This is a genomic window from Parolsenella sp. LCP21S3_E11 (genome assembly GCF_052118165.1).
Lineage (GTDB): Bacteria > Actinomycetota > Coriobacteriia > Coriobacteriales > Atopobiaceae > Parolsenella.
The window spans coordinates 93,175-118,814 of sequence record NZ_JBQKHS010000004.1 but is presented as its reverse complement, the minus strand read 5'-3'; the positions used below and the strand labels follow the sequence as shown (position 1 = coordinate 118,814).

General features: G+C 63.7%; 20 protein-coding genes. 16 read left to right on the top strand and 4 right to left on the bottom strand.

The features are described from left to right. The 12 genes from rpsI (at nucleotide 1) to ACTQ1Z_RS05445 (ending at nucleotide 14,809) form a co-directional block, all read left to right on the top strand. The gene (rpsI, locus tag ACTQ1Z_RS05500) at nucleotides 1–396 is read left to right on the top strand and encodes a 30S ribosomal protein S9 (protein WP_441859428.1); all 396 of its coding nucleotides are present in this window, start codon (nucleotides 1–3) and stop codon (nucleotides 394–396) included. Nucleotides 397–760: 364 nt separating this feature from the next. Continuing rightward, entirely contained in the window at nucleotides 761–2,608 is a 1,848-nt protein-coding gene (gene glmS, locus ACTQ1Z_RS05495) for a glutamine--fructose-6-phosphate transaminase (isomerizing) (protein ID WP_441859425.1), read from the top strand. Nucleotides 2,609–2,833: 225 nt separating this feature from the next. After that, nucleotides 2,834–3,325 carry a holo-ACP synthase gene (gene acpS, locus ACTQ1Z_RS05490; RefSeq protein ID WP_320679925.1) on the top strand — a complete coding sequence of 164 codons (492 nt, stop codon included), beginning with the start codon at nucleotides 2,834–2,836 and terminating at the stop codon, nucleotides 3,323–3,325. Between the two features lie 6 nt (nucleotides 3,326–3,331). Beyond that, entirely contained in the window at nucleotides 3,332–4,966 is a 1,635-nt protein-coding gene (locus ACTQ1Z_RS05485; RefSeq protein WP_441859421.1) for an NAD(P)H-hydrate dehydratase, read from the top strand. Nucleotides 4,967–5,035: 69 nt separating this feature from the next. After that, the gene (gene alr, locus ACTQ1Z_RS05480) at nucleotides 5,036–6,196 is read left to right on the top strand and encodes an alanine racemase (RefSeq protein ID WP_441859419.1); all 1,161 of its coding nucleotides are present in this window, start codon (nucleotides 5,036–5,038) and stop codon (nucleotides 6,194–6,196) included. A 12-nt stretch (nucleotides 6,197–6,208) separates the two neighbouring features. Then, nucleotides 6,209–6,919, top strand: a complete 711-nt coding sequence (locus ACTQ1Z_RS05475; protein ID WP_441859416.1) for a uracil-DNA glycosylase — start codon at nucleotides 6,209–6,211, stop codon at nucleotides 6,917–6,919. Next, on the top strand, nucleotides 6,916–7,395 hold the full coding sequence (gene tsaE, locus ACTQ1Z_RS05470; RefSeq protein WP_414153562.1) for a tRNA (adenosine(37)-N6)-threonylcarbamoyltransferase complex ATPase subunit type 1 TsaE: 480 nt from the start codon (nucleotides 6,916–6,918) through the stop codon (nucleotides 7,393–7,395). Before ACTQ1Z_RS05475 ends, tsaE begins: the two co-directional genes overlap by 4 nt. A 166-nt stretch (nucleotides 7,396–7,561) precedes the next feature. Beyond that, a complete protein-coding gene (gene tsaD / locus ACTQ1Z_RS05465) occupies nucleotides 7,562–9,964 on the top strand; it encodes a tRNA (adenosine(37)-N6)-threonylcarbamoyltransferase complex transferase subunit TsaD (protein ID WP_320679922.1) in 2,403 nt (800 codons plus the stop codon). Nucleotides 9,965–10,100: 136 nt separating this feature from the next. Next, a complete protein-coding gene (locus tag ACTQ1Z_RS05460) occupies nucleotides 10,101–10,838 on the top strand; it encodes a transposase (RefSeq protein WP_441859413.1) in 738 nt (245 codons plus the stop codon). Between the two features lie 40 nt (nucleotides 10,839–10,878). Then, the gene (locus ACTQ1Z_RS05455; protein ID WP_441859409.1) at nucleotides 10,879–12,879 is read left to right on the top strand and encodes an NAD(+) synthase; all 2,001 of its coding nucleotides are present in this window, start codon (nucleotides 10,879–10,881) and stop codon (nucleotides 12,877–12,879) included. Nucleotides 12,880–13,065: 186 nt separating this feature from the next. Further along, nucleotides 13,066–13,281: a hypothetical protein gene (locus tag ACTQ1Z_RS05450; RefSeq protein ID WP_441859407.1), complete on the top strand. Its 216-nt coding sequence runs from the start codon at nucleotides 13,066–13,068 to the stop codon at nucleotides 13,279–13,281. A gap of 247 nt (nucleotides 13,282–13,528) precedes the next feature. Next, nucleotides 13,529–14,809 carry a LuxR C-terminal-related transcriptional regulator gene (locus tag ACTQ1Z_RS05445; protein WP_441859404.1) on the top strand — a complete coding sequence of 427 codons (1,281 nt, stop codon included), beginning with the start codon at nucleotides 13,529–13,531 and terminating at the stop codon, nucleotides 14,807–14,809. 118 nt (nucleotides 14,810–14,927) lie between these two features. Here ACTQ1Z_RS05445 and ACTQ1Z_RS05440 read toward each other — a convergent pair whose 3' ends face one another. Both ACTQ1Z_RS05440 and ACTQ1Z_RS05435 read right to left on the bottom strand, forming a co-directional pair. Beyond that, nucleotides 14,928–15,644, bottom strand: a complete 717-nt coding sequence (locus ACTQ1Z_RS05440; protein WP_320679917.1) for an ABC transporter ATP-binding protein — start codon at nucleotides 15,642–15,644, stop codon at nucleotides 14,928–14,930. Beyond that, nucleotides 15,641–16,840 (bottom strand): hypothetical protein, encoded by a 1,200-nt coding sequence (locus ACTQ1Z_RS05435; RefSeq protein ID WP_441859401.1) that lies wholly within the window; start codon nucleotides 16,838–16,840, stop codon nucleotides 15,641–15,643. The genes ACTQ1Z_RS05440 and ACTQ1Z_RS05435 overlap by 4 nt, the downstream gene beginning before the upstream one ends. A 455-nt stretch (nucleotides 16,841–17,295) precedes the next feature. Between ACTQ1Z_RS05435 and groES the strand changes: the two genes are divergently transcribed. The 4 genes from groES to ychF all read left to right on the top strand — a co-directional run bounded on the left by groES (nucleotide 17,296) and on the right by ychF (nucleotide 22,072). Further along, complete coding sequence (gene groES / locus ACTQ1Z_RS05430; protein WP_320679914.1) at nucleotides 17,296–17,589, top strand: co-chaperone GroES; 294 nt, start codon at nucleotides 17,296–17,298, stop codon at nucleotides 17,587–17,589. Nucleotides 17,590–17,680: 91 nt separating this feature from the next. Continuing rightward, nucleotides 17,681–19,321: a chaperonin GroEL gene (gene groL, locus ACTQ1Z_RS05425; RefSeq protein WP_441859398.1), complete on the top strand. Its 1,641-nt coding sequence runs from the start codon at nucleotides 17,681–17,683 to the stop codon at nucleotides 19,319–19,321. Between the two features lie 318 nt (nucleotides 19,322–19,639). Next, complete coding sequence (locus ACTQ1Z_RS05420; RefSeq protein ID WP_441859395.1) at nucleotides 19,640–20,911, top strand: 4Fe-4S ferredoxin; 1,272 nt, start codon at nucleotides 19,640–19,642, stop codon at nucleotides 20,909–20,911. 84 nt (nucleotides 20,912–20,995) lie between these two features. Beyond that, the gene (ychF, locus tag ACTQ1Z_RS05415) at nucleotides 20,996–22,072 is read left to right on the top strand and encodes a redox-regulated ATPase YchF (protein ID WP_441859392.1); all 1,077 of its coding nucleotides are present in this window, start codon (nucleotides 20,996–20,998) and stop codon (nucleotides 22,070–22,072) included. Nucleotides 22,073–22,587: 515 nt separating this feature from the next. On the opposite strand, the gene ACTQ1Z_RS05410 is transcribed toward ychF, so the two are convergent. Together ACTQ1Z_RS05410 and ACTQ1Z_RS05405 are read right to left on the bottom strand one after the other, a co-directional pair. Continuing rightward, complete coding sequence (locus ACTQ1Z_RS05410) at nucleotides 22,588–24,036, bottom strand: LCP family glycopolymer transferase (RefSeq protein ID WP_441859389.1); 1,449 nt, start codon at nucleotides 24,034–24,036, stop codon at nucleotides 22,588–22,590. Between the two features lie 27 nt (nucleotides 24,037–24,063). Next, nucleotides 24,064–25,536, bottom strand: a complete 1,473-nt coding sequence (locus ACTQ1Z_RS05405) for an LCP family protein (RefSeq protein WP_441859386.1) — start codon at nucleotides 25,534–25,536, stop codon at nucleotides 24,064–24,066. Between the last annotated feature and the right edge of the window lie 104 nt (nucleotides 25,537–25,640).

Sequence of the window (25,640 nt, the reverse complement as noted above, 5' to 3'; positions counted from 1 at the left end):
ATGGCTGACAACACTGCTGTCTACACTGGCACTGGCCGCCGCAAGGAGGCTGTCGCCCGCGTCCGTCTCGTTCCCGGCACCGGCAAGGTCACCGTCAACGGCCGCGACGCCCTTAACTACTTTGGCCGTCAGCAGCTCGTCGACGACGCCTGCGCTCCTTTCAAGGTGACGGACACCGCTGAGCACTTCGACGTCATCGCCCTGTGCGACGGCGGCGGCATCTCCGGTCAGTCCGGCGCCCTTCGTCTGGGCATCGCCCGCGCTCTCCTCGAGGCCGGCGACTACCGCGCTGGCCTGAAGAAGGCTGGCTTCCTCACCCGCGACGCTCGTGCCGTCGAGCGCAAGAAGCCGGGTCTCAAGAAGGCCCGCAAGCGCCCGCAGTTCTCCAAGCGCTAAGCCCCAGAGGCATATTTGCTTGTCAGGTCCGTCAGCCTTTCGGCTGGCGGACCTTTTCTTTTATAACGAGAGGTGGACCGGCGTTCCGCACGGCGTTCGCCTGCAGCGCAAGCATCGCTTGCTGGTGTCGAATTCCCGACATGCCACTGTATAAATTCCGTGGTTGATATATCAAGCGATTAAATTTTACCTGCGATTATCCAGCTCCCCTAAATTCCAGTGCTACTTTTTCGCGAACGAAACCTCCGGACGGAAAATCAGCCGTTAGGCTATTTCCCCGTAGGTTTGTCACCACGTTGCGAGGTCTTCGATGGTGCGCCTTATCGCGCCAAATCGGAGCGCGGCACAACGGAGGGAGAGCGATATGTGCGGAATCGTAGGCTATACCGGCTCTGAAGCCGTAAAGAACATTCTCATTAATGGCCTGAAGCGTCTCGAGTACCGCGGCTATGATTCTGCGGGCGTGGCGCTTGAGGTGGGCGACGGCGCCGAGGTCCGCCTTGATGTGATTCGTCGCGTGGGTAAGGTCGCTGGTCTTGAGTCCGAGCTTGACCACATGGACGAGGAGTCGACTTGCGGCATCGGCCACACGCGTTGGGCGACCCACGGCAAGCCCTCTGTCGCCAATGCCCACCCCCACACGAGCTGCGACGGCCGCATCGCGATCGTCCACAACGGCATCATCGAGAACTTTGCGGAGCTCCGCGAAGAGCTCATCTCCCGTGGACATGTCTTCAAGTCCGAGACGGACACCGAGGTATTCGCCCACCTCATCGAGGAGGGATACACGAAGACCGGCGATCTCATGGCCGCCGTCCGAGAGGCCTGCACGCATGTCGTGGGTGCCTATGGCCTTGCCGCCGTCTGCGCCGACGAGCCTGGCGTGGTTGCCGTCGCCCGCAAGGATTCGCCCATCGTTATCGGCCGTGGCGAGACCGGTTCTTACGTGGCTTCTGACGTGATTGCCCTCATCGATGCAACTCGCGACGTCGTCGTTCTCGAGGATGGCCAGTTCGCGAAGCTCACTCCGGAGGGAATCTCCTTTACCGACGAGACGGGCGCCGCGATTGAGCCTGAGGTCACTCACATCGACTGGGACATCGATATGGCAGAGAAGGCGGGCTATCCGGACTTCATGCTCAAGGAGATCCACGAGCAGCCGCGCGTCGTTCGCGACACGCTTGTCGGGCGTCTGAGCGCCGCCGGCGGCATCGACATCGATGAGCTCGGCCTTTCTCTCGAGGAGCTGAATGACGTCGACCGTGTCTATGTCATCGCCTGCGGCACCTCCTACCACGCCGGCCTTATCGCCAAGAACCTCATCGAGTCCTGGGCGCGTATTCCCACCGAGGTCGAGGCCGCGAGCGAGTTCCGCTATCGCGATCCCATCATCACGCCTTCCACGTTGGTCGTTGCCGTGTCTCAGTCCGGCGAGACGGCTGACACCCTCGCCGCCATCCGCGACGCGCGCATCAAAGGGGCCAAGGTCTTCGGCATCACGAACGTCGTTGGCAGCCCGGTGGCGCGCGAGAGCGACGGCGTGATCTACACCAAGGCGAACAAGGAGATTGCCGTCGCCTCTACCAAGAGCTTCATCGGCCAGGTCGTGAGCCTCACGCTTCTGGCGATGCTTCTGGGCCAAGTGAAGTACCGCCTCACCACCAAGCAGTGCCGCATGCTCTTCCGCGAGCTGGGCGATACCGCCGAGCAGATTCAGCACATCCTTGACACCCAGGGCGATGCCATTCACGAGGCGGCTCTCGCATGCAAGGACGCGCAGTCCGCGCTGTTCGTTGGCCGCGGCATGGGTGCCGCCATTTCCTACGAGGGCGCGCTCAAGCTCAAGGAGGTCAGCTACCTGCACGCTGAGGCCTATGCTGCTGGCGAGATGAAGCATGGCCCCATCGCCCTGATCGATCCCGGCTTCCCGGTCATTGCCGTGACCACCAAGAGCCCGACGTATGACAAGACCGTCTCCAACCTCAAGGAGTGCGAGGCCCGCGGCGCCATGATTATCGCGATCGCGACCGAGGGAGACGAGGAGATTGGCAAGATCGCCGATCACGTCATCTGGGTCCCCAAGGTGCGCGACGCCTTCAGTGCTATCACGGCCACGGTGCCGCTGCAGCTCCTGGCTCGCGAAGTCGCGATTCTGCGTGGCTGCGACGTCGATCAGCCGAGGAACCTCGCCAAGTCCGTCACCGTGGAGTAGGGCGGCGACCTGGCAACTGGCGCCCGACAGCGTGGCGACTGGCGTCTGGCGGCGGCCTGGCGTCTGGCGGCGTGGACACCGGCTGCGCGCGTTAGCTATGTCGAGGGAGGGGCACACGCTGCCCCTCCCTTTTTGTTGTCAGCCTAGTCCGCTCCTTGCGAGCCTCCTCCTCGAAGCGGTCTTCTCGCGCTAGACTAGAAGAGATACCGAGAGGCTGGGAGGCTCATGGCACTGGCAGGAGTTGGCGTCGATATCGTCGAGATCTCGCGCATGGAGAAGATCTTGTCGCGTACCCCGCGTTTCGCCCTCCGCGTGTTCACGGACGAGGAGCGCGAGTATTGCGAGCACAGCACGCGTCCGGCGGCGCACTACGCGTGCCGCTTTGCCGCCCGCGAGGCGGTTCTCAAGGCACTGGGCTGCGGCTTTGGCAAGGGTGTGCGCTTTGATGACGTGAGCGTCTCGAGGGATGCCGCGGGCAGACCTCAGGCGGTCCTCAAAGGCCGTGCGGCTGAGATCGCCCAAGAGCGCGGCGTTCTGTCCGTTGCCATTTCGCTGTCGTTTACTCGTGAGATGGCAGTTGCGAATGCCGTCGCCACGACGGCGGAGACGGCCCCCAAGGTTGATGATGCACGCGATCCCCGCCGCGAGCTGGCGGAGTCGTTCAAGGAGGCACGCTCGATTATCGATGAGCTCGAGCGTGTCGATAACGGAAGGTGATCGGGTATGCAGCCGGTTCTTAATATCGAGGATATCCGTGCGGTCGAGAGGCGCCTCTCCAATGCGGGGGTGAGCGTCTCCGAGCTCATGCATCGCGCCGGTGGCGCGGCGGCTCAGGAGGTCATGCACCTGGGTGACGTCTCGCGCGTCGTCGTCCTTGCGGGCTTTGGCAACAACGGCGGAGACGGTTGGGTTGCCGCCGAGGACCTCAAGGCTTCAGGCGTTGACGTCCGCGTGGTGACGCCTTGCGAGCCTGAGAACCTGCACGGCGACCTCGCCCCCATGGTGGCCCGCGCCGCCATCGAGTCTGGCGTGAAGTATCTGGTGGGTCCCTCCCGAGACGAGCTCGACCAGCTGCTCGGTGCGGCTGACGTCGTGCTTGACGCCATGCTCGGCACGGGCTTTCATGACGCTCCCGTCGCCCCACTCTCCATCTGGATTGACGCGCTGAATTCCTCCGGAGCCCGCGTGGTCTCCGTCGATGTCCCGAGCGGCCTTTCCGCGCAAACCGGCCGTGCCCCGGGCGCGGTGGTAGTCGCCGACGTCACGATCACGATGCTCGCCTTGAAGCCCGGTCTCCTTTCTGACGATGGCCGCGATGTCTGCGGCTCCATCGTGGTGGCTCCGCTCGCAGAGCAGACGGCCAAGCTCGTGTACGAGGCGGATCCCGTGGCCTGGCGCTGTGAGACGGCGGATTACATCGACGTTCTCCAGCCTCCCACGTGCGTTGTGGATAAGTACACGCGTGGCAGTGTCCTCGTGGTTGGCGGTTCTACTCGCTTCCCGGGCGCTGCGATCATGGCCGCCAAGGCCGCCGCGCGTGCCGGTGCCGGCTACGTGACGCTCGCCGTGCCGGAGCCCGTCGCGAACCTCGCGCGCACGCACCTGCTGGAGATTCCCGTCGTGGGCCTTCCGGCGGATGCGGACGGCACCTTCTCCAATGCCGCGCGTGCCCAGGTGACGGAGCTTGCCGCGCGTCGTTCAGCAGTGCTCGTGGGTCCTGGCATGTGCGTGACGGGCGGCACCGTGGGCGTCGTCTCCACGCTGCTCGAGGGCAAGACGCCGCTCGTCGTCGATGCGGACGGCCTCAACAGCATCGCGCGCCTCACGAACAACGCCCTGGACGAGTTCCCCGAGCTCCTGCGTCGCAGCGCCCCTCTCGTCCTCACCCCGCACCGTCGCGAGCTGGGTAGGCTCGTGGGCCTCACGGGCGACGCCTCTCCTGACACCCTGACTTCGGCCCTCGACGCGGCGCGTCGCGTGGTCTGGGCAGATGGCGGCAGCGAGATCGTGGTGGTTGCCAAGGGTACCGCTACGGCTTGCGTCGGCGTTGAGGTGGCTCTGCTGCCCAAGCCGGGCCCCGCTTGCCTTGCGACTGCCGGCTCGGGCGACGTGCTTGCCGGCATCATGGCTGGTCTGCTCTCCCGTGGCGTCGAGACAGAGAACCTTCCCACGCTCACGGCCCTCGCCTGCGAGGTCCACGGGTGCGCCGCGTCTATCGCCCAGGAGCGCTTCGGTTCGAGGGGCGTCATGGCGGCGGATATAATCGATTCCGTCGGTGTCGCGCTTGATGCGGTCGAGGACCGTGCGACCTTCAGCGGCGCGGATATCGCCCCTGAGGCGGAGGGCGAAGAACAGTAGGACAGCGGCACCGCCGGCGATGTCGGTGGTCGAGGGCCGGCCTTGCCGGCGACACGGAGGCGCATACCCATGGTTCAGCATAGGTGCCCGGACACGCGTTGGTCCTGGGTCGAGATCGACAAGGGCGCGCTGCGTCGCAATACGCGTGCGTTCAAGGAGAAGCTCGAGCCGGGCGTGCGCATGATGGCCGTCGTCAAGGCGGATGCCTATGGACACGGCGCCGTCGAGTGCGTGAAGGTCATGCATGCCGCCGGCGCGGACCAGTTCGCCGTCGCCACGGTGGAGGAGGGCCTCGAGCTGCGCCGCGCAGGCGTCACCTGGCCCATCCTCATCCTCTCCGAGCCTCCGATGGAGTGCGTCCAGACCCTCATCGAGAACGACATCATGCCGAGCGTCTACACGCCCGAGTTCGCCCTTGCCTATGGGGAGTGCGCCGCGGCGTTCGACAAGGTGGGCAAGTACCATCTCGCCATCGAGACGGGTATGGCTCGCATTGGCGTGGGCTGGAAGGACGCCCTCGAATTCCGCCATAGCATCGATTTCCACCGCGGCCTCTCGTGCGCGGGCACCTTCACGCACTTTGCCACGGCGGATGTCCCCAATGACTGGACCTTCGGTCTGCAGTATCGTCGCTTCACCGAGGCCGTCGCCGAGATGCGTGCCGCTGGCGTTGACTGCGGTCTTGTGCACTGCGACAACACGCCGGCCACGGTGCTCCATCCGGAGACCCACCTCGACATGTGTCGCGTGGGCGTAGGCCTTTACGGCATGCAGCCTGCGGAGTCCACGCGCCCCCACATCTCCCTCGACCCGGTTATGAGCGTACGCGCCCGCGTGACGCGCGTCGTGTATCCGCCGGTAGGCTCGGGTGTGGGCTATGGCCAGACCTACTCCGTCGCCAGGCAGAACGTCCAGATCGCGACCTTCCCGATCGGCTATGCGGATGGTCTCGCGCGTTCGCTTTCCGGCAAGATGGACGTCCTGGTCCACGGCACTCGTTGCCCGCAGGTGGGAAACATCTGCATGGACCAGTGCATGTTCGCCGTAGACGTCAACACGACTCGTGCCGCTCGCCCGATGGACGAGGTCCACTACGGTGACCTCGTGACCGTCATGGGCGCGGACGGCGACGAGCGCATCACCGCCGAGGAGATAGCTGACCTGCGCGGAACCATCAACTATGAGGTGACGTGCAACTTTGGCGCCCGCCTCGAGAAGGTTTACATCTAGGAGGTTTTCCTCGTGTCCGTCATGAAGATCCCCGGCCACGTCAACCAGAAGCCTGGCGAGGTCATGCTCGAGGAGATCGAGAACCTGCTCGGCGACTGCAAGCGCTGCGAGCTCGGGCAGACGCGCTCCCACCTCGTCTTTGGAACCGGAGACCCCCATGCTCGCGTGATGTTCGTGGGCGAGGGCCCGGGCAAGAACGAGGACCTCAAGGGCGAGCCCTTCGTGGGCGCCGCCGGCAAGAAGCTAGATTCCCTCCTCTCCATCGCAGGTCTCACGCGTGAGGAGATATACATCGCCAACGTCGTGAAGTGCCGCCCGCCCGGAAACCGCAACCCCAAGCCGGACGAGATTGAGGCGTGTTCGCCCTTCCTGCGCGAGCAGATTCGCTCCGTCTGGCCTGACGTCATTGTCTGCTTGGGCAACTTTGCCTCGCAGTGGGTTCTCAAGACCGATCGCGGCGTGACGCAGCTGCGCGGCAAGCTCTACCAGCAAGGTCACTTCGTAGTGGCGCCCACGTTCCACCCGGCCGCCTGCATCTACCACTCCGATTGGCAGCCCCTGCTCGAGGAAGACCTCGCGCGCGCGGGTGCTTGGCTTGCTGCCAATCCGCGCGGAGAGGTCACGGCTGCTGCGGCGACCGCCCACAACGTGAGGCCGGTTGCGGACGCTGCCGGCAAGAAGGCGCCCGCAGGCGCGGGTCTTCCGGAGGAGGCGGCGCGATGAGCGGATGCTTCGAGAGCACGAGCCCCGAGGAGACGCTCGAGCTGGGCAAGCGCCTGGGAGCTGCGCTCGAGCCGGGCGATGTCCTGGTGCTCACGGGGGACCTCGGCGCCGGCAAGACGCAGCTCACAAAGGGCATCGCTGCCGCCATGGGTGTCGAGGACGAGGTTACGAGCCCGACGTTTGCCCTCGAGGCCGTGCACGAGGGCGCGCGCATGCCGCTCTACCACTTCGACCTCTATCGTCTACATGATGCCGAGGAGCTCGGTGACGCTGGCGTGTGGGACGTGCTTGGCGGCGATGGCGTCTGCGTCATCGAGTGGGGCGAGCAATTCTCGGACGAATTGGGCGATGAGCGCCTTGACGTGTTCGTGACGCGTGACGAGGAAGGCGCGGCGCCGGACGAGGAGCCTCGCCGCGAGATTCGTCTCGTCGCGCACGATGCGCGCGGTGAGGAAATCGTGGCCGCGCTGGGGTAAGGCCTGCGTCGCGAGCGCGTGTTGCAGGCGCACGCTCTGTGTGCTGGGCCGCCGCTTGGCGCCATGCATGTCGTTGGCATAGCGCTTGATGTCCCGCGCGTGCGTCGCGCGTGCTAGACGGCTACACTTGATGGGTTAAACGCACTGCCGAGAGGGGCTGTAACCCATGAGCCTAGCCGCATCTTCACACAACGTTCTCGCCGTCGATACCTCGACGGATATGCTCGCATGCGCCGTTGGGCGCGTCGAGGGCGAGCGCGTCGAGCTGCTTGCCGCGGGCGATCACCTGTGCCGTCGCCATGCGAACGAGGAGCTTGTGAACACGTGTGCCGGCGTGCTCGAGCGTGCCGGCCTTACGCGCGGGGATGTGGACTGCGTCCTTGTGGGGCGTGGTCCCGGCAGCTTTACGGGAGTGCGTATCGGCATCGCGACTGCAAAAGGCCTTGCCTGCGGTCTCGAGTGCCCACTCTTTGGCGCCTCGACTCTCGATGCCGTCGCCTGGGGTGTCTGGAAGTCTGGCGTGCGCGGCCTCGTGGGTGTCGTTGGCGATGCTATGCGTCGCGAGGTCTATCCCGGCCTATATCGGGTTGACGAGAGCGGACCCGTGCGCCTTTTCGAGGTGGAGACCGTTGTCAAGGCCGTGGACGCCGTTGCCGCCTGGGCCGAGCGTCCGGACGCTGGGGAGTTCATCCTCGCGGGCGACGGCCTTGCCAAGTACCGTGCCCAGTATGAGGAGGCCGGTTTCGCGCGTTTTGCGAGCGAGGACGCCTGGCATCCGGTGGGCGAGGGCCTGATTCGTGCCGCCGCGGCGGCCGGGACGTTCGACGGCGAGAGCACCGCGCCGGCAAACAGCGGTGACCCCGCGCTCGTGCTCCCCGTCTACACGCGTCTCTCCGATGCCGAGGAGAACGAGGCAAAGCGCCTCGGCCTCGCCTCTCCCGCAACCGTCACCACCACGGGGTGCGATGACGCGCTTGCAGACCGTCACCTCCAGCTCCGTCCTGCCAATGCCAATGACCCTGCGGCGCTCGCGGCGCTCGAGCTCGAGGTCTTTGGCGATTCGAACCACACGCCCTGGAGCGAGAACCTTTTTGCGGATGACCTCGCGCTTCCCGGCCACATTTGGTGGGTCGCCCATGACGAGGGCTCTATCGTGGGTTACGCCGGAGGCGTCGTCGCCGGTGGAGAGATCCAGATCGACAATGTCGCCGTGGCCTCCTCGCGTCGCCGCGAGGGTATCGCTGCGAGGCTGCTTGCTCGTGTGACCTATGACGCGCAGATGCTGGGCGCCACGACCTCCGTGCTTGAGGTGGACGTTGATAACGCCGCAGCTCAGGCGCTTTATGCGGGTCTCGGCTATGCCGAGGTCGGCCGTAGGCCCAACTATTATGGACAGGGTCACGACGCTCTCATCATGGAGGCGCAGCTTCCGCTCGTGACGCCAAGCCGCCACGACACGCCCGATCCGCACGCTTCCGTCCGCCCGTGGCCCATCGTGGCCGCTCCGCGCGACGACGCCGCGCGCGAGGCAATCGCTGCCGCTGGCCCCCTGATCCTTGCCATCGAGAGCAGCTGTGACGAGACCGCGATGGCCGTCATTGACGGCGCGGGCGAGATCGTCGCCAACGTCGTCGCCACCCAGATCGACTTCCACGCGCGCTTTGGCGGCGTGGTTCCGGAGATCGCGAGCCGTAAGCATACGGAGGCGATTGTCGGCGTCTACGAAGAGACGATGGCGAAGGCTGGCGCTCACTTTGGCGTCGACACGCTCGTTCCGGCGGACCTCGCCGCCGTGGGCGTCACCCAGGGGCCGGGTCTCGTGGGTGCGCTTGTGGTGGGCATCGCGTTTGCCAAGGGCCTTGCCTCAGCCGCTGACCTGCCGCTTATTGGTGTGAACCACCTTGAGGGACACCTCTTCGCGAACCTCTTCGAGACGCCCGACCTCAAGCCGCCCTTCGTGGCGAGCCTTGTCTCGGGCGGCCATACCATGCTCGTTCACGTGCGCGACTGGGGCGATTACGAGGTCCTCGGCCAGACCATCGACGACGCCGTGGGCGAGGCCTTCGACAAGGTTGCCAAGGCACTGGGCCTGGGCTATCCGGGTGGCCCCGTCATCAGTCGCCTGGCCGAGAAGGGCAACCGCAAGGCGATTCACTTCCCGCGCGCGATGATGCACAGCGGCGATTACAGTTTCTCGCTCTCGGGCCTCAAGACCAGCGTCATCACCTACATCAACAACGAGAACCGCGCCGGACGCGCCATCAACCTGCCCGACCTCGCGGCGAGCTTCGAGGCCGCGGTCATCGACGTGCAGGTGGCGAAGGCGGCCGAGGCCGTCTCGAAGACCGGCGCCCGCGACTTCTGCGTTGGCGGCGGCGTCGCGGCGAACCCCCAGCTCCGTGAGGCATACAAGCGCAAGTTCGGCCGCATGCACGTGCGTGTCACCGTGCCGCCCCTCACTGCCTGCACCGACAACGCCGCGATGATCGCCCTCGTGGCCAAGCGCAAGTTCGACCTCGGCGAGTTCTCCGACCCATCCATGGACGCCACCCCCAACATGAGCCTGTAAAAGTTGACAAAGGGACAGTCCCTTTGTCAACTTTTGGCGTTCTACCTGCATAAAGTGATGCCGTTTTGTCAGGTTTTTTGCGAAGCGAACGGGTATAAGCCTCCTCACCTTAATCGACGGGTGGGGAGGCGTTCTTATGCCGAGGGTTGCGCGCGCAAGGTCAGAATCCGGCTTCTATCACGTGGTCGCGAAGGGGAACGGCGGCCAAAACCTGTTCGAGGATGCAAGCGACTATCGCGCATTTCTCGAGCTCGTCGCTGCGGCAGCCGAGAAGTGCGGCATGCTCGTCCACGCCTACTGCCTCATGTCCAACCACGTGCATCTCCTCCTCGAGGACCAGGGCGGTCGCCTCAGCGAATTCATGAAGTCGCTCGCCACGGGCTACGCCATGCGTTTCAACGCGAAGACGGGTCATATCGGCCACGTCTTCCAGCAGAGGTTCAAGAGCCAACCGATTGGGAGCGAGGCCTACCTGCTGCAGGCGGCGCGCTATATCCACAACAATCCTGCCAAGGCGGGCATTTGTTCGGCGGACGAGTATTTGTGGAGTAGCTACCACGAGTATGCGTCAGGCGTCCGGGGGATTACGACCGTTTCGCTGATACTCGAGTTGTGCGGCGGCAGGGAGGCCTTCCGGGCCTTTCAAGCGCAGGGGGAGGGCGATTATCGCTTTGGCCAGCGCTCGAGGATCGCCGATGGCGAGGCCCGCGAGGTCGCGCGGCGTATCCTTGGCGATATTGCCCCGGGAGACGTCAAAGCGATGGAGCGACCGCGCCGCAATGCGCTACTCTTTGACCTTAAGGATGCGGGCCTGTCCGTGCGCCAGATCGAGAGACTGACCGGCATCGGCCGCGGGACGATAGCGAAAAGTTGACAAAGGGACTGTCCCTTTGTCAACTTTTGGGAGGTATGAGATGCGAGACGGATTCATTAAGGTTGCGGCGCTGACGCCGGCGGTGCGCGTGGCGGACGTTGAGTTCAACGTCGAGTCATGCGCGGCGGCCTTGCTCGCCTCCGATGCCCAGGTCATCGTGCTGCCTGAGCTTGCAATCACCTCCTACACCTGCGAGGACCTCTTCTGGCAGGACGCGCTCCTGCGTGCCGCCGAGGAGGGCCTGGCGACCCTCGCCGCCAAAACAGCCGAGGCGGATGCCCTCGTTCTCGTGGGCGTGCCGGTGCGCGTCGCCTCCAAGCTCTACAACTGCGCCGCCGTTCTCTCGCGCGGCGAGCTTCTCGGCCTCGTGCCCAAGCGCAACATCCCCACCTACGGCGAGTTCTACGAGGGTAGGCGCTTCTCCGTCGGTCCTGAGGACGTGATGCTCGTGAGCTTCGCGGGCTTCGACGAGGTGCCGTTCGGCGCCGAGCAGCTCTTCGAGTGCGAGGACGTGCCCGGGCTCGTCGTCGCGGCGGAGATCTGCGAGGACCTCTGGGTCCCCAACCCGCCGAGCACCGCTGCCGCCATGGCGGGCGCGACGCTCATCTGCAACCTCTCCGCCTCGAACGAGCTCGTGGGCAAGGCGGACTATCGCCGCGACCTCGTGAGTGCCACGAGCGCGCGCCTCGTCTGTGCCTACGCCTACGCGAGCGCCGGTTGGGGAGAGTCCACCCAGGACGTCGTCTATGGCGGGCACTGCCTCGTCGCGGAGAACGGCCGCGTCCTCGGCGAGACCAAGCCACTCGATGACGAGCTCCTCGTTCGCGCCGAGGGCCATGCCTGCACTGGTGCCACTTCCATCGTTGACCTCGGCCTTATTGACCATGACCGCCTGCGCATGTCGACGTTCGAGGTCGACCCGATGGCCTCGGGCTACGTCACCACGCTCTTTTCGCTCGAGCCGCGCGAGACGCCCCTCGACGCGCGCTGCGTGGACCCGCACCCCTTCGTCCCGGCGGACCGCGCCCGTCGTGCCGAGCGATGCGAGTCGATCTTTGCCATCCAGGCCCATGGCCTGGCGAAGCGCCTCTCCCACACCCACTCCGCCCGCGCGGTCATTGGCGTCTCCGGCGGCCTTGACTCCACACTGGCGCTGCTCGTCTGCGCCCGAGCGTTCGACCTGCTCGGCCTCGACCGCTCCGGCATCCTCGCCATCACGATGCCCGGCTTTGGCACCACGGACCGCACGCACGACAACGCCCGCGCCATGTCCGAGGCGCTCGGCTGCGAGCTGCGCGAGGTGAGCATCGCCGCGGCGGTTCGCCAGCACTTCGAGGATATCGGCCATGACGAGGCGGACCACTCCGTGACCTACGAGAACGCGCAGGCCCGCGAGCGCACGCAGATCCTCATGGACGTCGCGAACAGGGAGGGCGGCCTCGTGGTCGGCACGGGTGACCTCTCCGAACTCGCCCTTGGTTGGGCCACCTACAACGCGGATCACATGAGCATGTACGGCGTGAACGCCGGCGTGCCCAAGACGCTCGTGCGCCACCTCGTGCGCTACGTCGCCGACGAGGTCCGCGCGAAGGGCGACGCCGCGCTCGCCGCCGTGCTCGACGACGTGCTCGACACGCCGGTCTCGCCGGAGCTCCTGCCCGCCACGGGCGATGGCAAGATCTCCCAGAAGACCGAGGACCTCGTGGGCCCCTACGAGCTCCATGACTTCTTCCTCTATAACGTGCTGCGCTGCGGCTTTGGCCCGGCGAAGGTCTATCGCCTGGCGCTCGAGGCGTTTGGCGGCCGCTACGCGAGCGGCGCGGATGCCGATGACGCCGCGGTTGGCACCTATGATGCCGAGACGATCATGAAGTGGCTGCGAAAGTTCTACTGGCGCTTCTTCTCGCAGCAGTTCAAGCGCAGCTGCCTGCCGGACGGCCCCAAGGTCGGCAGCGTGGCCGTGAGCCCGCGCGGCGACCTGCGCATGCCGAGCGATGCCGTCTGCACGCTGTGGCAGCGCGAGCTCGACGGACTGGAGTAGCCAATGGACGCGAGGCGGACATACCCTTGTCTCCGTCTCTCGGCCTTCATGCCGCTTGCGTGGCTTGCCCTGCTTGTTGGGGCACCTCAGGTGCTTGCGCCGCCGAGTCCGTTTGCCTGCGATGGGCTATCGCTTGCGTTCTCCACGCTAACGCCCGCGATGGCCCTGGCTGGGCTTGCGGGATGTATGGCGCCGCGTATCCGCAGGGAGCGCGAGCGCGTGCTCGTCGTGGCTGGTGCGCTGGCGATGCTCGCCTACCTGTCTGGTTGCTGGTGGGGAGCGGCTGGATTCTCGTGGGGGAGCGTGAACTCCACCCCGCGCGTCCCCAGCGCCCTGGCGCTGTCCTACGTTGGCTGCTTGTGTGCAGCGCTTGCATCGTTTGCCTGCGGATATGGGTTCTGACGACGCGGCTGACTTCCCCGCTGGCGAACGCGGCGAGCGTGTGTGGACGGTGGGGTGTGCGCTGCTCGCGGCCGCGTTGCTTGGGTTGTCTGCTCGCCTTATGCCCAACTGGACGCTCGTTAGAGTTTCGGCCGCCGCGGCTGGGTCGGATGATGAGCTACTGCTAGGGGCGTTCACACTGGGCGGGCTGGGCGATATGCCGGGGATGCGGCCGCTGAGCTCGGGGATGCCTTCCTGCGGATTGGCCATGCTGCTGCCGTCGGTCGCCTGGTCCGTTGTGACTCTTGGCCTTGGAGCTGCTGCATTGCGTCTGCGGGCCTGTTCGGCACGTTCAATAATCCGCGGCTACTGCGCGGGGCTATTTCTTGCGTGGTTGCTCAGCTCGCTCTTTCCCGCGCTTGGTCGTGCCTTGGTTTGGGACATGGCGGTTCCTCTCGTGCTGCTTGTGCTTGCGTTGACGGTAATGGCCATTGGAGCCGCCTCTTCTGCGCGCAAGGCGGAGGAATGCGATGAGGAAATAGCGGATACCGGGCGCATCAGAACGGCGTTTGAAGGTTCTGGGCTGTCGCCGCGTGAGTCTGAGGCTCTGCGGCTTCGCCTGGTGGGGCTCTCCTCTGCCAAAGTTGCCGTTCAAATGGGGATTAGCGCCTCTACGGTGAGGAATTTGCAGTCGCGTGCGTTAGACAAACTGCGCGTGGCATCGATTGACGAGTTGCGAGCCGGGACGCCCATGGATAAGCCGCACCATGCGGGTGACGAGGCCTCTCGCTCGTGGCACATTCTGCTTCTCGCGGTGATTTGCATTGCCGTAGTGGTGGGCTGGGCGCTCGGCCAAGACTGGGCTACGGATTACGCGGCAGTGATGTTGCTGAGTCTCTGCCTGGTGTTTTATGGGTTTGTGAGTCCCGGAGGTGACGTGTCGCGCACTGCTCTTCGCGTGGCACCGTCAATCTGTTTTGTGGGGTGGTTGCTGGGGCTTATTCCGCTGCTTGTTCTGATTCTCACATTGGCCATGGTCGTTGTCCGGCTCGCCGGCCATGGGGTGTGGCTCCTGCGCACCCCAGTGCTGGCGTTCTCGTGTCTTGGGTTGGGAATGCTTCTCGGCGGCTACTCGTCATGGCTCGTGCCTCGTCTACCGGCGCTTCTCGCGCTCATTTCGAATGATGAAGCCGCTATGGCATGTGCCATGCTTGCGGGCCTTGTCTCTGGGGCGTACGTAATTGCCGGGGCCGTCTCTCTCTTTCTCTCGGTGAGGGACGAACTTGAGTGGGTGTCAAGTAGTGCCGGGATGAGCGCCGATGGGGGACGGGGCCGTAGGCTGTCTGCCTATCTCGTGAGTCGTGGACTCAATGAAACCGAGGTAGATGTGGTAATGCTTCTGGTCGCTGGTTGCGACGGCGCCGAGATTTGCTCCAAACGCTGCCTCTCTCCCGGCGCCGTCAACTCCGCTCGTCGAACTGCCTATCGCAAGCTCGGCATCCATTCCCTCGTCGAGCTTGTTGACCTGTGTTGGGGTGCTGTGAAATGAAAGCCGCCCGATGATTGCCGGGCGGCTAGGTTCTACCAGGTCGTTATGAGAGCCGCTAGGGCGTGAGCATGGCTTTTTTGGTTCTGCTTAGCATGCTCGCTCCTCCTGTCGGTTCTCTTTAGTGCGCTGGTGCGCTTCCTCCTTTCTCGTAAAGCTCGTGGTAGCGGGCGGCACAGGTGTCGGTGTGGTTTCTTATGCGGTCGTGAAGCTCAACCTGTTTGTTGACGATGAAGGCGACGCGGTCGCAGGAAAGGTCAACGTTTGCGAGGTTGTGGCTCGACAGAACGATTGAGCGGCCGGTTCGCACGTAGGACCGCATGGCTCTTGTGACGGTTCCAACATTGGTGGGGTCAAGCGCGCTCATGGGCTCGTCGAAAAGGAGTAGGTCTGCTCCCGTTGCCATGGCGATGGCAATGGAGGCGAGCTGCGCCATTCCTTGCGAACACTTTCGGACGGGAAGATCGAGGAATCCCTCAATGCCAAGGCGGGAGGATAGCTTTGCAACGTCTACCTGCGATCCCCAACAATCTCTGGCAAATTCGATGTTCTGCCGAACGGAGGCGCGCAGGCTCAGAACGGATGGCGACGGCAGGTAGAAGACGACCCTTTTCCATTCGACGGCGCTCGGATTGCGTGTGACCGATGTGTTCCCGCCGTCGATCTTGCATGTGACGTGCCTGCTCCATGGCTCATAGATTGACTCGAGCAGCGTTGTCTTGCCGCTTCCGTTGGGGGCGACGAGCCCCGTGACGGTGTCGGTGGGTATTTCGATGCTGGCGTTGTCCAGGACAAGCCTGTCTCCGCGTCGTGCACAAAGGTTGAGGAAGCTAATCATGAGAATCGCCTCGCTAGCTGCTTTGTTGCCGTGCGCTCACGAGCCATGTCCGTAAAGAGGGCGATGGCCAGGAGGGCGGTCGTGAATAGGAAGAGCGTCACGAGCCCAAGCTCCCACGTGGTGCCTGGAATCGCCCGGATATCAAGTCCGTTTGCATAGGCCGGCAGTTCCACGACGCTTCCGCACGAGATGTATGAGCTGGGAAGATGCCTCGCGACCGCTCTCCATCTCGACGACTGCGACGTGTAAATGGGAATCAGGGGGCAGACGAGCAGCGCGATCGCAACTCCCAACCCGCAGTGTGCCCGGACGGATTCTGCCGCCGCGACGAGTGCGACTACCATAAGCGACGCAAACGTCATGAGCGTGGCGTCCTGTGCGAGCACATCCCCGATGGTGCTCGAGCTCACGACCCCATCGGTGACGCTCACGACGGGATATGCGAAGTCGCCGATGCCGTTCCTCATCGCTGCGAGAAGTGCTGCCGGGAGAAGCGTGGCCGCGAGGCACGCAAGCGACAGAGCGGACGCAGCGGCAGTACATGCCAGGCGCTCGGATGCTCGCGAGACTGGCGCCATTGAGACTAGAGTTCTGCCTCCGAGCCTCCTTTGGGAACCGCTCGTGAGCAGTGCTACCGGCAGCAGCAGAATGATTCCCGGCATGAGGCCCAGTACAAATGTTAGATAGTACAGGGCCGGCATCTCTGTCGCGCTGGCGTATACCTCGGGGTTTTCAAGACCGGCCAATCGATGGATGAGTTCAGAGCGAGCGTACAGACTTGGGGTCGACTCGGTGTGGCCGAGCTTTGCGCATTCGATCTCTACGTCGTAATACTGCGCGTAGGCGATGAAGAACTCCTTGCTCGGATAGGGCGCGTTTGAAGCGGCCGTGAGCGCTTCGAGCTCGCGTGCGTTGATGTCCTTGAGCGCGTCCGGTGCCGAGTCGTAGACGCCGCTCTCCATTCCGGTCAACAGGATCTCCAGGGTCTGGTTGACCTGCTCCTGGCCAATCGCCAGATCGGAGAGCGTTGGATAGCCCACGAGTCCCGGGAGCAAGAAGAGCGCCTGTGCAAGGATGAGCACGACAATGAGCGCCTTGCTGCTCAGGCAATCGCTTAGGGATGTGCGCACCATGGCTGTCATCGGGCTTCTGGGCACTTTGGCGTCATCGCGGTCAATGCGGGGGAGGTTTCTCATGGCTCACTCCTTTCGGCCTGCCGATATCGTCCGTCCGAGACGGCGTGTTGTCTGTAGACAGTGCATATGAAGTTATTAGCGTGAGCACATCTACATCGATGTTTGGCAAACAATCTGCGGCCTCTCATCGAGCTTCTGCTATGACGCATAAAACGGGCTGAACGAGGCTGGCGTGCGGGCCCTAGTTCATAAAACGCTCCAAGGCAATTACCGTTCGCGGATTTGCCAAATTTGAGCGAAGCGTCGCATTTTCCCTGCATAGGGGCGCTCACGTTCTTTACTCGAGCCGCTATCACAAAATCTAAGCGCGTTCTCAGAAGATTTTTTCAATCCGTCTGGTATAAGTCGGATCGTCTGGGTATCATTCTCAACGTTGGAATTGGCGATGCGTCAATCGCAATCGCACGTTGGATATTCGTGCGCCCAGGAGGGCGCCCAGAAGGAGGTTCTTGGATATGACGACTCTCAAGCCGCTCGGTGACCGCGTCCTGGTCAAGCCCGCTCCCAAGGAGGAGAAGACCTCGACCGGCCTCTACATCTCCAGCGGTGCTCAGGAGAAGCCGCAGAAGGGCGAGGTCATCGCCGTCGGCGCTGGCAAGTTCACCGACCACGGCGAGCGCATCGCCCTGGACGTCAAGGTTGGCGACGAGGTCTACTACGGCAAGTTCGGCGGCAGCGACGTCAAGGTCGACGGCGAGGATTACCTGCTTCTCCGCGCTGACGACATCTACGCCATCATCGAGGCCTAGCTCTTTCGCGGGTAACGCCCGCATTCCATGAAACTTCAACCGCGCGTGCCAAGACTCGGCGAAGCGCGGTCAACTCGAAAGGAAGCCACCAATGGCTAAGAACATCATGTTCGGCACCGATGCCCGTGCCAAGCTCGCCAAGGGCGTCAACACTCTGGCTGACGCCGTTACCGCCACCATGGGCCCCAAGGGCCGCTACGTTGCCCTCGAGCGCAACTTCGGTGCCCCCACGATCACCAATGACGGCGTCTCCGTTGCCAAGGAGATCGAGCTGAAGGACCATGTGGAGAACATGGGCGCCCAGCTCGTCAAGGAGGTCGCCACCAAGACCAACGACACCGTGGGTGACGGCACCACCACCGCCACGCTCCTCGCCCAGGTCATCGTGAACGAGGGCCTGCGCAACGTCGCCGCCGGCGCCGACCCGCTGGCCATCCGCCGCGGCATCGACAAGGCCGTCAACGTCGTTGTCGACTCCATGAAGGCCTCCGCCAAGACGGTCGACACCAAGGAGCAGATTGCCTCCGTCGGCACCATCTCCGCCTCTGACCCGCAGGTTGGCCAGAAGATCTCCGACGCCATGGAGGTCGTGGGCAAGGACGGCGTCATCACCGTTGACGAGGACAAGACCAACTTCGGTATCTCCGTCGACACCGTCGAGGGCATGCAGTTCGACAAGGGCTACATCTCCCCGTACTTCGCGACCGACAACTCCGCCATGGTCGCCGAGCTCGAGAACCCCTACATCCTCATGACCGACCAGAAGGTCTCCAACATCCAGGACATCCTGCCGGTGCTCGAGGCCGTTCAGAAGTCTGGCTCCTCGCTGCTCATCATCGCCGAGGACGTCGATGGCGAGGCCCTGGCCACGCTCATCCTCAACAAGCTCCGCGGCACGCTGAAGATCGCCGCCGTGAAGGCCCCTGGCTACGGTGACCGTCGCAAGCGCATGCTCGAGGACATCGCCATCCTCACCGGCGGCCAGGTTGCTATGGAGGAGCTTGGCATCAAGCTCGCCGACACCACCGCCGAGATGCTCGGCCGCGCCAAGGCTGTCAAGATCACCAAGGACAACACCACCATCGTCTCCGGCGCCGGCTCTAAGGCTGCTATCGACGAGCGTGTCGCCCAGATCAAGGGCGAGATCGAGCACACCGACTCCGACTTTGACCGCGAGAAGCTCCAGGAGCGTCTCGCCAAGCTCTCCGGCGGCGTGGCCGTCATCAAGGTCGGCGCTGCCACCGAGGTCGAGCTCAAGGAGATCAAGCACCGCATCGAGGACGCCCTGCAGGCCACCCGTGCGGCCGTCGAGGAGGGCATCGTTGCCGGCGGTGGCGTCGCGTTCCTCGAGGCTCTGCCCGAGCTTGACAAGGTCGAAGCCACGGACGAGGAGAAGATTGGCGTCGAGATCGTCCGCAAGGCGCTGACCGCCCCGGTCAAGAAGATCGCCGAGAACGCCGGCTTCGAGGGTTCCGTCGTCGTCGAGAAGATCAAGAACCTCCCCGCCGGCCAGGGCCTCAACTCCGCCAACGGCGAGTGGGGCGACATGATTGAGATGGGCGTGCTTGACCCGGTCAAGGTCTCCCGCGTGACGCTGCAGAACGCCGCCTCTGTCGCCAGCCTGATCCTCATCACCGAGGCCACGGTCACCGACGAGCCCAAGGACACCACCATCGAGGAGGCCATCTCCGCCGCAGCTGCCCAGGGCGGCCAGGGCGGCGGCATGTACTAAGCCTGAAGGTTTAGCCACCTGACGAAGCCCCGATCCGGCGTTGCCCGCAAACGTCCTCGCGCCTTTGGCGCTGCGGAATGTTTGCTTAGCAACACCGGTGTCGGGGCTTCTGCTGTTTACATCGCCGATGCGTACGGCTTGAGTGGCGTGCTTGGTTGTTTGCTAAGGCAAGGCCCGGGGCCTCTGCTGTTTGGCAATGCGCATAGATTGAGCTGTTGACGCTGAGGATGTCCTTTACGGAGGGGCATCCTCAGCTTTTCTTGGGTATGATTAAACAGTTGTGCCGCTGGGGAGCGGTGTGGTTGCGAGGGGAGAGACATGGCCGAGAAGCGCGACCTGCTCGATGAGCTCATCGACATCAAGAATGACTGGCAGTCGCTTTCCAATCCAGTCGAGGACATCACGAACGCCCTCGCGGCGAATCCCGAGGAAGTCGAGACGTGGAACCCGTCTGACTATAAGGACCGCCCCCGAGCTAACGTGAACAGCTGCATCGCCTGCCAGGGCAAGAGCACGAAGCTCTGCCATGCCTGCGCGGACGTCTGCCCGGTCAAGGCGATTGATTTCTCCGAGGGCTCGATTGAGGTCCTCGACAGCTGTCGTAAGTGCGGCCTGTGCGTGACGGCCTGCCCTGCCGGCTCCTTTACCTCGCCCCAGATCAACCCGCGCCGCCTCTACGAGCGCATCGTCCGCGCGGCGAGCGCCTACGAGCACGCGTATGTCACCTGCACGCGCGCCATCGGCCGCATGCCGCAGGAGAACGAGGTCGTTCTGCCGTGCATCGGTGACGTTCCCGCCGAGGTCTGGTTCGCCATCCTCGCGGACTACAAGAACGTGAGCGTCTACCTGCCCCTCGGCATTTGCGACCGTTGCCGCAACACCACGGGCGAAGAGATACTCGGCTCCCAGATTGAGCTCGCTGAGCAGCTCTCTGGCAAGGGCATCGGTCTCGAGGTGGACGAGAAGGACCTCGACTACACCAAGAACCACGATTTCGAGCGCAAGGAGTTCCTCGAGAGCATGAGCAAGCAGGGCATGGCCGCCCTTGGCGCCGCCAACCCCGCCCTTGCCGCCGCTCGCACCATCAAGCAGAAGCTTGACGAGAACACCCGCCGCATCAACGCCATCACCCACGCGGTCGAGGGCGGCGCCGCCCCGGCGCCCACTCAGCGCCGTCGCGTGCTCACCCAGCGCCGCCAGCTTGTCATGACGACGCTCCAGCGCCACCCCAAGCTCGCCGTCCGTCTTTCTCCGCAGCGCCCCACCTGCGACCCTGAGCGTTGCAACCTCTGCGGCGACTGCGCTGACGTTTGCCCCACGCGTGCGTGCGAGCTTGCGGAGAACGGCATCTTCAAGGTGGAGAGCGCCTACTGCATCGAGTGCGGCGCTTGCCTCAAGGCTTGCGGCGAACATGCCCTTACCTGGGAGAAATACGAAGGCGCGGAGCTTGTCGTTCCCGATAAGGAAGAGGTCGAGCGTAAGAAGCGCCAGGCCGAGCAAAAGGCCGAGATGGAGAAGCTCAAGAAGCAGGGTATGGCTCAGCTCAGGCGTGGTCTCGACATCCTCGAGAAGCTCGACACGGATAACTAGTACACTCCGGCGCGTGGCCCTGCGCCTGCGCCGAGCGACATCAAACCTCGAGGCCTCGCCTCGGAAAGCACGGAAGGATCAAACGTGGCACTCTCAATCGGCATCGTGGGACTCCCCAACGTCGGCAAGTCGACTCTCTTCACCGCACTCACCAAGAAGGGTGGCCTGGCGGCAAACTACCCCTTCGCCACGATTGACCCCAACGTCGGCATCGTCGACGTGCCGGATTCGCGTCTCCAGAAGCTCGCGGACATCGTGCATCCGGGCCGCATCGTGCCCGCCGCAGTCGAGTTTGTTGACATCGCCGGTCTCGTGAAGGGCGCGAGCGAGGGAGAGGGCCTCGGCAACCAGTTCCTCGCAAACATCCGCGAGACCGATGCCATCTGCGAGGTCGTTCGCTATTTCAAGGATCCCAACGTCATGCGTGAGGTTGGCCGCACTGCTGATTTCGTCGATCCTGCGGGCGATGCGGACACCATCATGACCGAGCTCATCCTGGCAGACCTCGGCACGCTCGAGAAGCAGCTCCCCAAGCTCGAGAAGGAGTCGAAGCGTGACAAGGAGCTCATGCCCAAGTTCAATGTGGCCAAGCGTCTCGTTGATTGGCTGAACGAGGGCAACCGTGCCTCCACTATGGAGATGACGGACGAGGAGCGCGTTGTCGCGAAGGGTCTCTTCCTGCTTACGATGAAGCCGATCCTCTACGTTGCGAACGTCGATGAGGATATGCTTGGCGACGATTTCGCTCCCATCGACGGCGTTACGCCCATTCCCATCTGCGCGAAGGTCGAGGCCGAGCTTTGCGACCTCGATGCCGAGGAGGCCGCGGAGTACCTCGAGAGCCTCGGCCTCGAGCAGCCGGGTCTCGACGTGCTTGCCCAGGCGGCCTACAAGCTCCTGGGCCTCCAAAGCTACTTCACCGCTGGCGAGATGGAGGTCAAGGCGTGGACGATTCCCGTCGGCGCCAAGGCTCCGCAGGCCGCTGGTGTCATTCACTCGGATTTCGAGCGCGGCTTCATTAAGGCCGAGGTCGCTAGCTATGAGGACTACGTTACCCTCGGTGGCGAGGGTGGTTGTAAGGCGGCGGGAAGGCTCCGAATGGAGGGCAAGGACTACGTCGTGGCCGATGGCGACGTGATGCACTTCCGCTTTAACGTTTAGACCTGAACGGCCGGGTCGGGTGGCCACTCTGCGAAAGGACATATCGCTTCGCGATCTCCCTTAGCCTTTCGTGCCGGGCCACCCGACCCGGCCTCGGTTTACGTTGCAGTGATACTCGCGGCTCGGACACTCGTGGATCCGGGTTACGGGCTTCTTTTTTAGCGGTTGTCTGGCTGGATCCGGCTTGCGCTTTGGGAATTGGGTGCTTGTAGAGTTGACTGCGGGCCTGTTTGTGCGGGTTTGCAAGTGGGGCGTACAACAAATTTGAGATTCTGCGGCTGGATATTGCGGTTCTGAGCCCAAAAACAGATATGAGACTACGAGCACCACAAATAAAACCCCAGTTGGGCTTTTGCCAACCGGGGCTAAGAGTTGAAATCGAGCCGCAGAATCTCAAATTTGTTGTCAGGCGGTGCTCCCGACGTCGTGGTAACGCGGTTTTTCCCGTGTTTCAGCGAGTCGGCGGCGCGGCGACGGTGTGTTTGATGGCCCGAGGCGGCTTCGCGTGCAGGTTTCTATTCCACGATTCCGGCGGCGATGCCGGAGGTGGGGTCTTGCGCGCCGTCGGCGTAGGGCGGCAGGCCTTGGCCGACGCGGCTCATCATCTCGGTCCAGGCATCCTGGTTGACACGCTCGTACCAGACGCCGTTCTCGTAGCTCGACACCGTGGGCTCGAGTGCGGAATAGAGATTTTCCGCCATATCGAAGCCGGCGAAGCGCGCGCCGAGGAACAGAAGGTCGAAGCCCGTAAGATCCGTATTGACGCTTGCAGATCCTGCGTTTAGGGTCGCCAGCAGCATGAACGGGTTGCCTGAGAGGGACTTTTTGAGAATCGCGCCAAGGACCATGCGCTGATTCGTCGTGCGGAAGTAGTCGCCGGCGCCGTACTGGTCATAGGCGTGGCGCGCGCGGCAGAGCTTGAGCGCGTCGTCACCGTTGAGTTCCTGGACGCCGGCCTTGATATCCGCACCGGTGTAGTCAGGGTCATACACGTCAACCGGTACGTTTACCGTAATGCCGCCGATGGCATCCACCACGGAGATGAACTGATCGAGGTCAATCTCGGCATAATGCGAGATGGGAACACCTGCGAGGTCTGATACGGCCTTGATGAGCATGGGCGGACCGCCGTAGGTATAGGCGGCGTTGATCTTTTGCTCTCCGTAGTCTCCGCCGAGATTGACGCACGTGTCGCGTTGGATGGAGACGAGCGTGAGCTTCGCCGCGATGGGGTCGACGCGAGCGAGGATGATCGAATCCGTGCGATATACGCCGCCCGTCGCCCCGGTCTCCTCGCGGTACGCGTCCTTATCCGTGCCAACGAGCAACATGTAGAAGGGCTGACCCGGAAGGACCGGTCTGAGTGCGAGGCGCGTCTCGAGCGACACGCCGAGGTTCATGCGGACCGTGATGAGAACGGCAAAGGCGAGAAGTGCCGCAAGCGCGACAATAAGCACGCGCTTTGTGATCTTGAGCGCACGGCGTGGATTGAACTCGCGTCGCTGGGGGAGATTGGCCCCGCCAGCCTGCTCGCCGTAGCTGCCCCGCGAGTCGCCGTAGTCGTTGCGTGTCCAATCCGAGCCACCCGCGTGACGGCGCCTGCGCAGAACGCCGCCGTTGTCGCGCTCCTGACGCATCTGGCGGTAGCGGTTTACGTCCTCCGCCTGTGATCGCGTGACGGTGCGCGGTTGCTCGACCCGGGGCACGCGGGCGCGGGGATCGTCAGCGGCAGAGTACGGCTGGCGCGTGGTCTGCGGGCCGGGCGTGCGCGAGGGCTGACCTGCGTCCGGATAGCCGGCTTGCGAGCTTGGCTGATAGCCCGCCTGGTGCGCGGGCGTCGCATTGCCGCGCGAAAAGCGTGATCCAGACTGAAACGTGCCCTCGGCATGACGGCTTTGGGCCGCAGCGCCCCTAGCGCGCTGTTCTTCCTCGCTCATCTGCCTGTGCTCGCGCCTGGGCGACATAGCGCTCTCCTTTGGCGACCAAAGCTGCTAGTTGTTGGCCATGTCCGCGCCGAGTACCACGATGACGTCAGCCTCGCCGGCGTACGTGCCGTCGTCGGCGACGACGTTCGAGAGGCCAAGCGTGTCGGCGACCGCCTCGGCCTTGGCGCGGTTGCCATCGCCTACGTAGATGATACGGGTTGATGAGTAATCGAAGGAGTCCGCCGTGGCGGCAGTCGTGTCAAAGCCGTGATTCGAGAGCGTGGACGCAACTCGGCCGGCAAGACCCGAGACGCCGGCGCCGTTCAACACCTTGACGGAACCGGAGTACTCGGTTTCTGCGGATTCACCGCTGCTGTCAGAGGAGGAAGCAGCCGCGCTGCCGTCAGAGTTCTTCGTGGCGGTACCAGCGCCAGCGATGCCCAGCGCAGTGTCCTCCTCCTCGCTCTCGTAGGGGGAGAGGCCCTGGTTCACGCGAGTCATCATCTTCTGCCAAGCCCGGGTGTCGCAGATCTCATACCAGGTGTCGTTCACGTACTTGGAGTTGGTGGGCTCCATGCCGCTGAACATGTCAGTGTCCATGTTGAAGCCCTGGAACTGCGTGGCAAGAGACAGGATGTCTGCCACGGAGAGGTCGGTAGAGACGGAATCCGCAAGCGTGGTGACCGTGGAGGCGATGGTTGCCGGGTCGCTCGCGAGAATCTTCCTCAGGATGGCGCCGATGACCATGCGCTGGTTGGCGGCACGGTAGACGTCGCCGTCGCCGTACTTGTCATAGGCATGGCGCGCGCGGCAGAGCTTGAGCGCCTGGTCACCGTTCAGGGTCTGCTGGCCAGCCTTGATGTCTGCACCGGTGTACTGCGGGTCATAGACGTCGACCGGGACGTTGACTTCGATGCCGCCGATGGTGTCGACGACGGAGATGAACTGGTCGAGGTCAATCTCCGCATAGTGGGAGATGGGAACGCCCGCAAACTTGGAGATGGTCTCGACGGTGTAGGACGCGCCGGAGACGTTCTGCTCGCCTGATTCCTTGCGCTCGGCGCCGATGGAGTAGGCAGAGTTGATCTTCTGTTTGCCGTAGGTGCCGAAGTCCACGAGCGTGTCGCGGTGAATCGAAACGAGCGTGACCTGCTTCTCCGTCGGGTCGACGCGGGCGAGGAGGATGGAGTCCGTGCGATAGGCGCTCTCAGCGGAGCCATACTCGCTGCTATCGGAGCGATACTCATCCTTATCGATGCCGATGAGAACCATGTAGAACGGGTCGCCCGAGCTAGCTTCCGTGAGGGTGCCGTGAAGGGCGGAGTCACTTGCCATGCCAAAGCTGCCCGAGATGCGCGTCATGAGGGCCCAAGCTGCGGTGGAGGCAAGAACGGCGACAACACCAAGAACGATGAGGAACACCTTGAGACCCTTGCGGCGACCGCGCTTGCGACGGGCTCCGGAGTAGCGCTCCATTGCCTCCGCACGGGAGTAGTCGCTGGTGCGGTTCTGGGGGGTTTTGTTCCTGCGTTTGGGCATGCAAGCTCCCTTGATGGACGTGCCTATAACGAAACAATGGTACTAGCGCGGGCATCACGCTGCGAAAAGTCCATAGGAACGTTAGCGTATGTTCACAAACAAGA

Coding starts and splice junctions, on each gene's coding strand:
- ACTQ1Z_RS05410 (WP_441859389.1), bottom strand. CDS start 24,036: ATGTCGCCCAGGCGCGAGCACAGGCAGATGAGCGAGGAAGAACAGCGC.
- ACTQ1Z_RS05485 (WP_441859421.1), top strand. CDS start 3,332: ATGCAGCCGGTTCTTAATATCGAGGATATCCGTGCGGTCGAGAGGCGC.
- rpsI (WP_441859428.1), top strand. CDS start 1: ATGGCTGACAACACTGCTGTCTACACTGGCACTGGCCGCCGCAAGGAG.
- ACTQ1Z_RS05435 (WP_441859401.1), bottom strand. CDS start 16,840: ATGAGAAACCTCCCCCGCATTGACCGCGATGACGCCAAAGTGCCCAGA.
- tsaE (WP_414153562.1), top strand. CDS start 6,916: ATGAGCGGATGCTTCGAGAGCACGAGCCCCGAGGAGACGCTCGAGCTG.
- ACTQ1Z_RS05440 (WP_320679917.1), bottom strand. CDS start 15,644: ATGATTAGCTTCCTCAACCTTTGTGCACGACGCGGAGACAGGCTTGTC.
- acpS (WP_320679925.1), top strand. CDS start 2,834: ATGGCACTGGCAGGAGTTGGCGTCGATATCGTCGAGATCTCGCGCATG.
- alr (WP_441859419.1), top strand. CDS start 5,036: ATGGTTCAGCATAGGTGCCCGGACACGCGTTGGTCCTGGGTCGAGATC.
- tsaD (WP_320679922.1), top strand. CDS start 7,562: ATGAGCCTAGCCGCATCTTCACACAACGTTCTCGCCGTCGATACCTCG.
- ACTQ1Z_RS05455 (WP_441859409.1), top strand. CDS start 10,879: ATGCGAGACGGATTCATTAAGGTTGCGGCGCTGACGCCGGCGGTGCGC.
- groL (WP_441859398.1), top strand. CDS start 17,681: ATGGCTAAGAACATCATGTTCGGCACCGATGCCCGTGCCAAGCTCGCC.
- ACTQ1Z_RS05420 (WP_441859395.1), top strand. CDS start 19,640: ATGGCCGAGAAGCGCGACCTGCTCGATGAGCTCATCGACATCAAGAAT.
- groES (WP_320679914.1), top strand. CDS start 17,296: ATGACGACTCTCAAGCCGCTCGGTGACCGCGTCCTGGTCAAGCCCGCT.
- ACTQ1Z_RS05450 (WP_441859407.1), top strand. CDS start 13,066: ATGGCGCCGCGTATCCGCAGGGAGCGCGAGCGCGTGCTCGTCGTGGCT.
- glmS (WP_441859425.1), top strand. CDS start 761: ATGTGCGGAATCGTAGGCTATACCGGCTCTGAAGCCGTAAAGAACATT.
- ACTQ1Z_RS05460 (WP_441859413.1), top strand. CDS start 10,101: ATGCCGAGGGTTGCGCGCGCAAGGTCAGAATCCGGCTTCTATCACGTG.
- ACTQ1Z_RS05405 (WP_441859386.1), bottom strand. CDS start 25,536: ATGCCCAAACGCAGGAACAAAACCCCCCAGAACCGCACCAGCGACTAC.
- ACTQ1Z_RS05445 (WP_441859404.1), top strand. CDS start 13,529: ATGCTGCTGCCGTCGGTCGCCTGGTCCGTTGTGACTCTTGGCCTTGGA.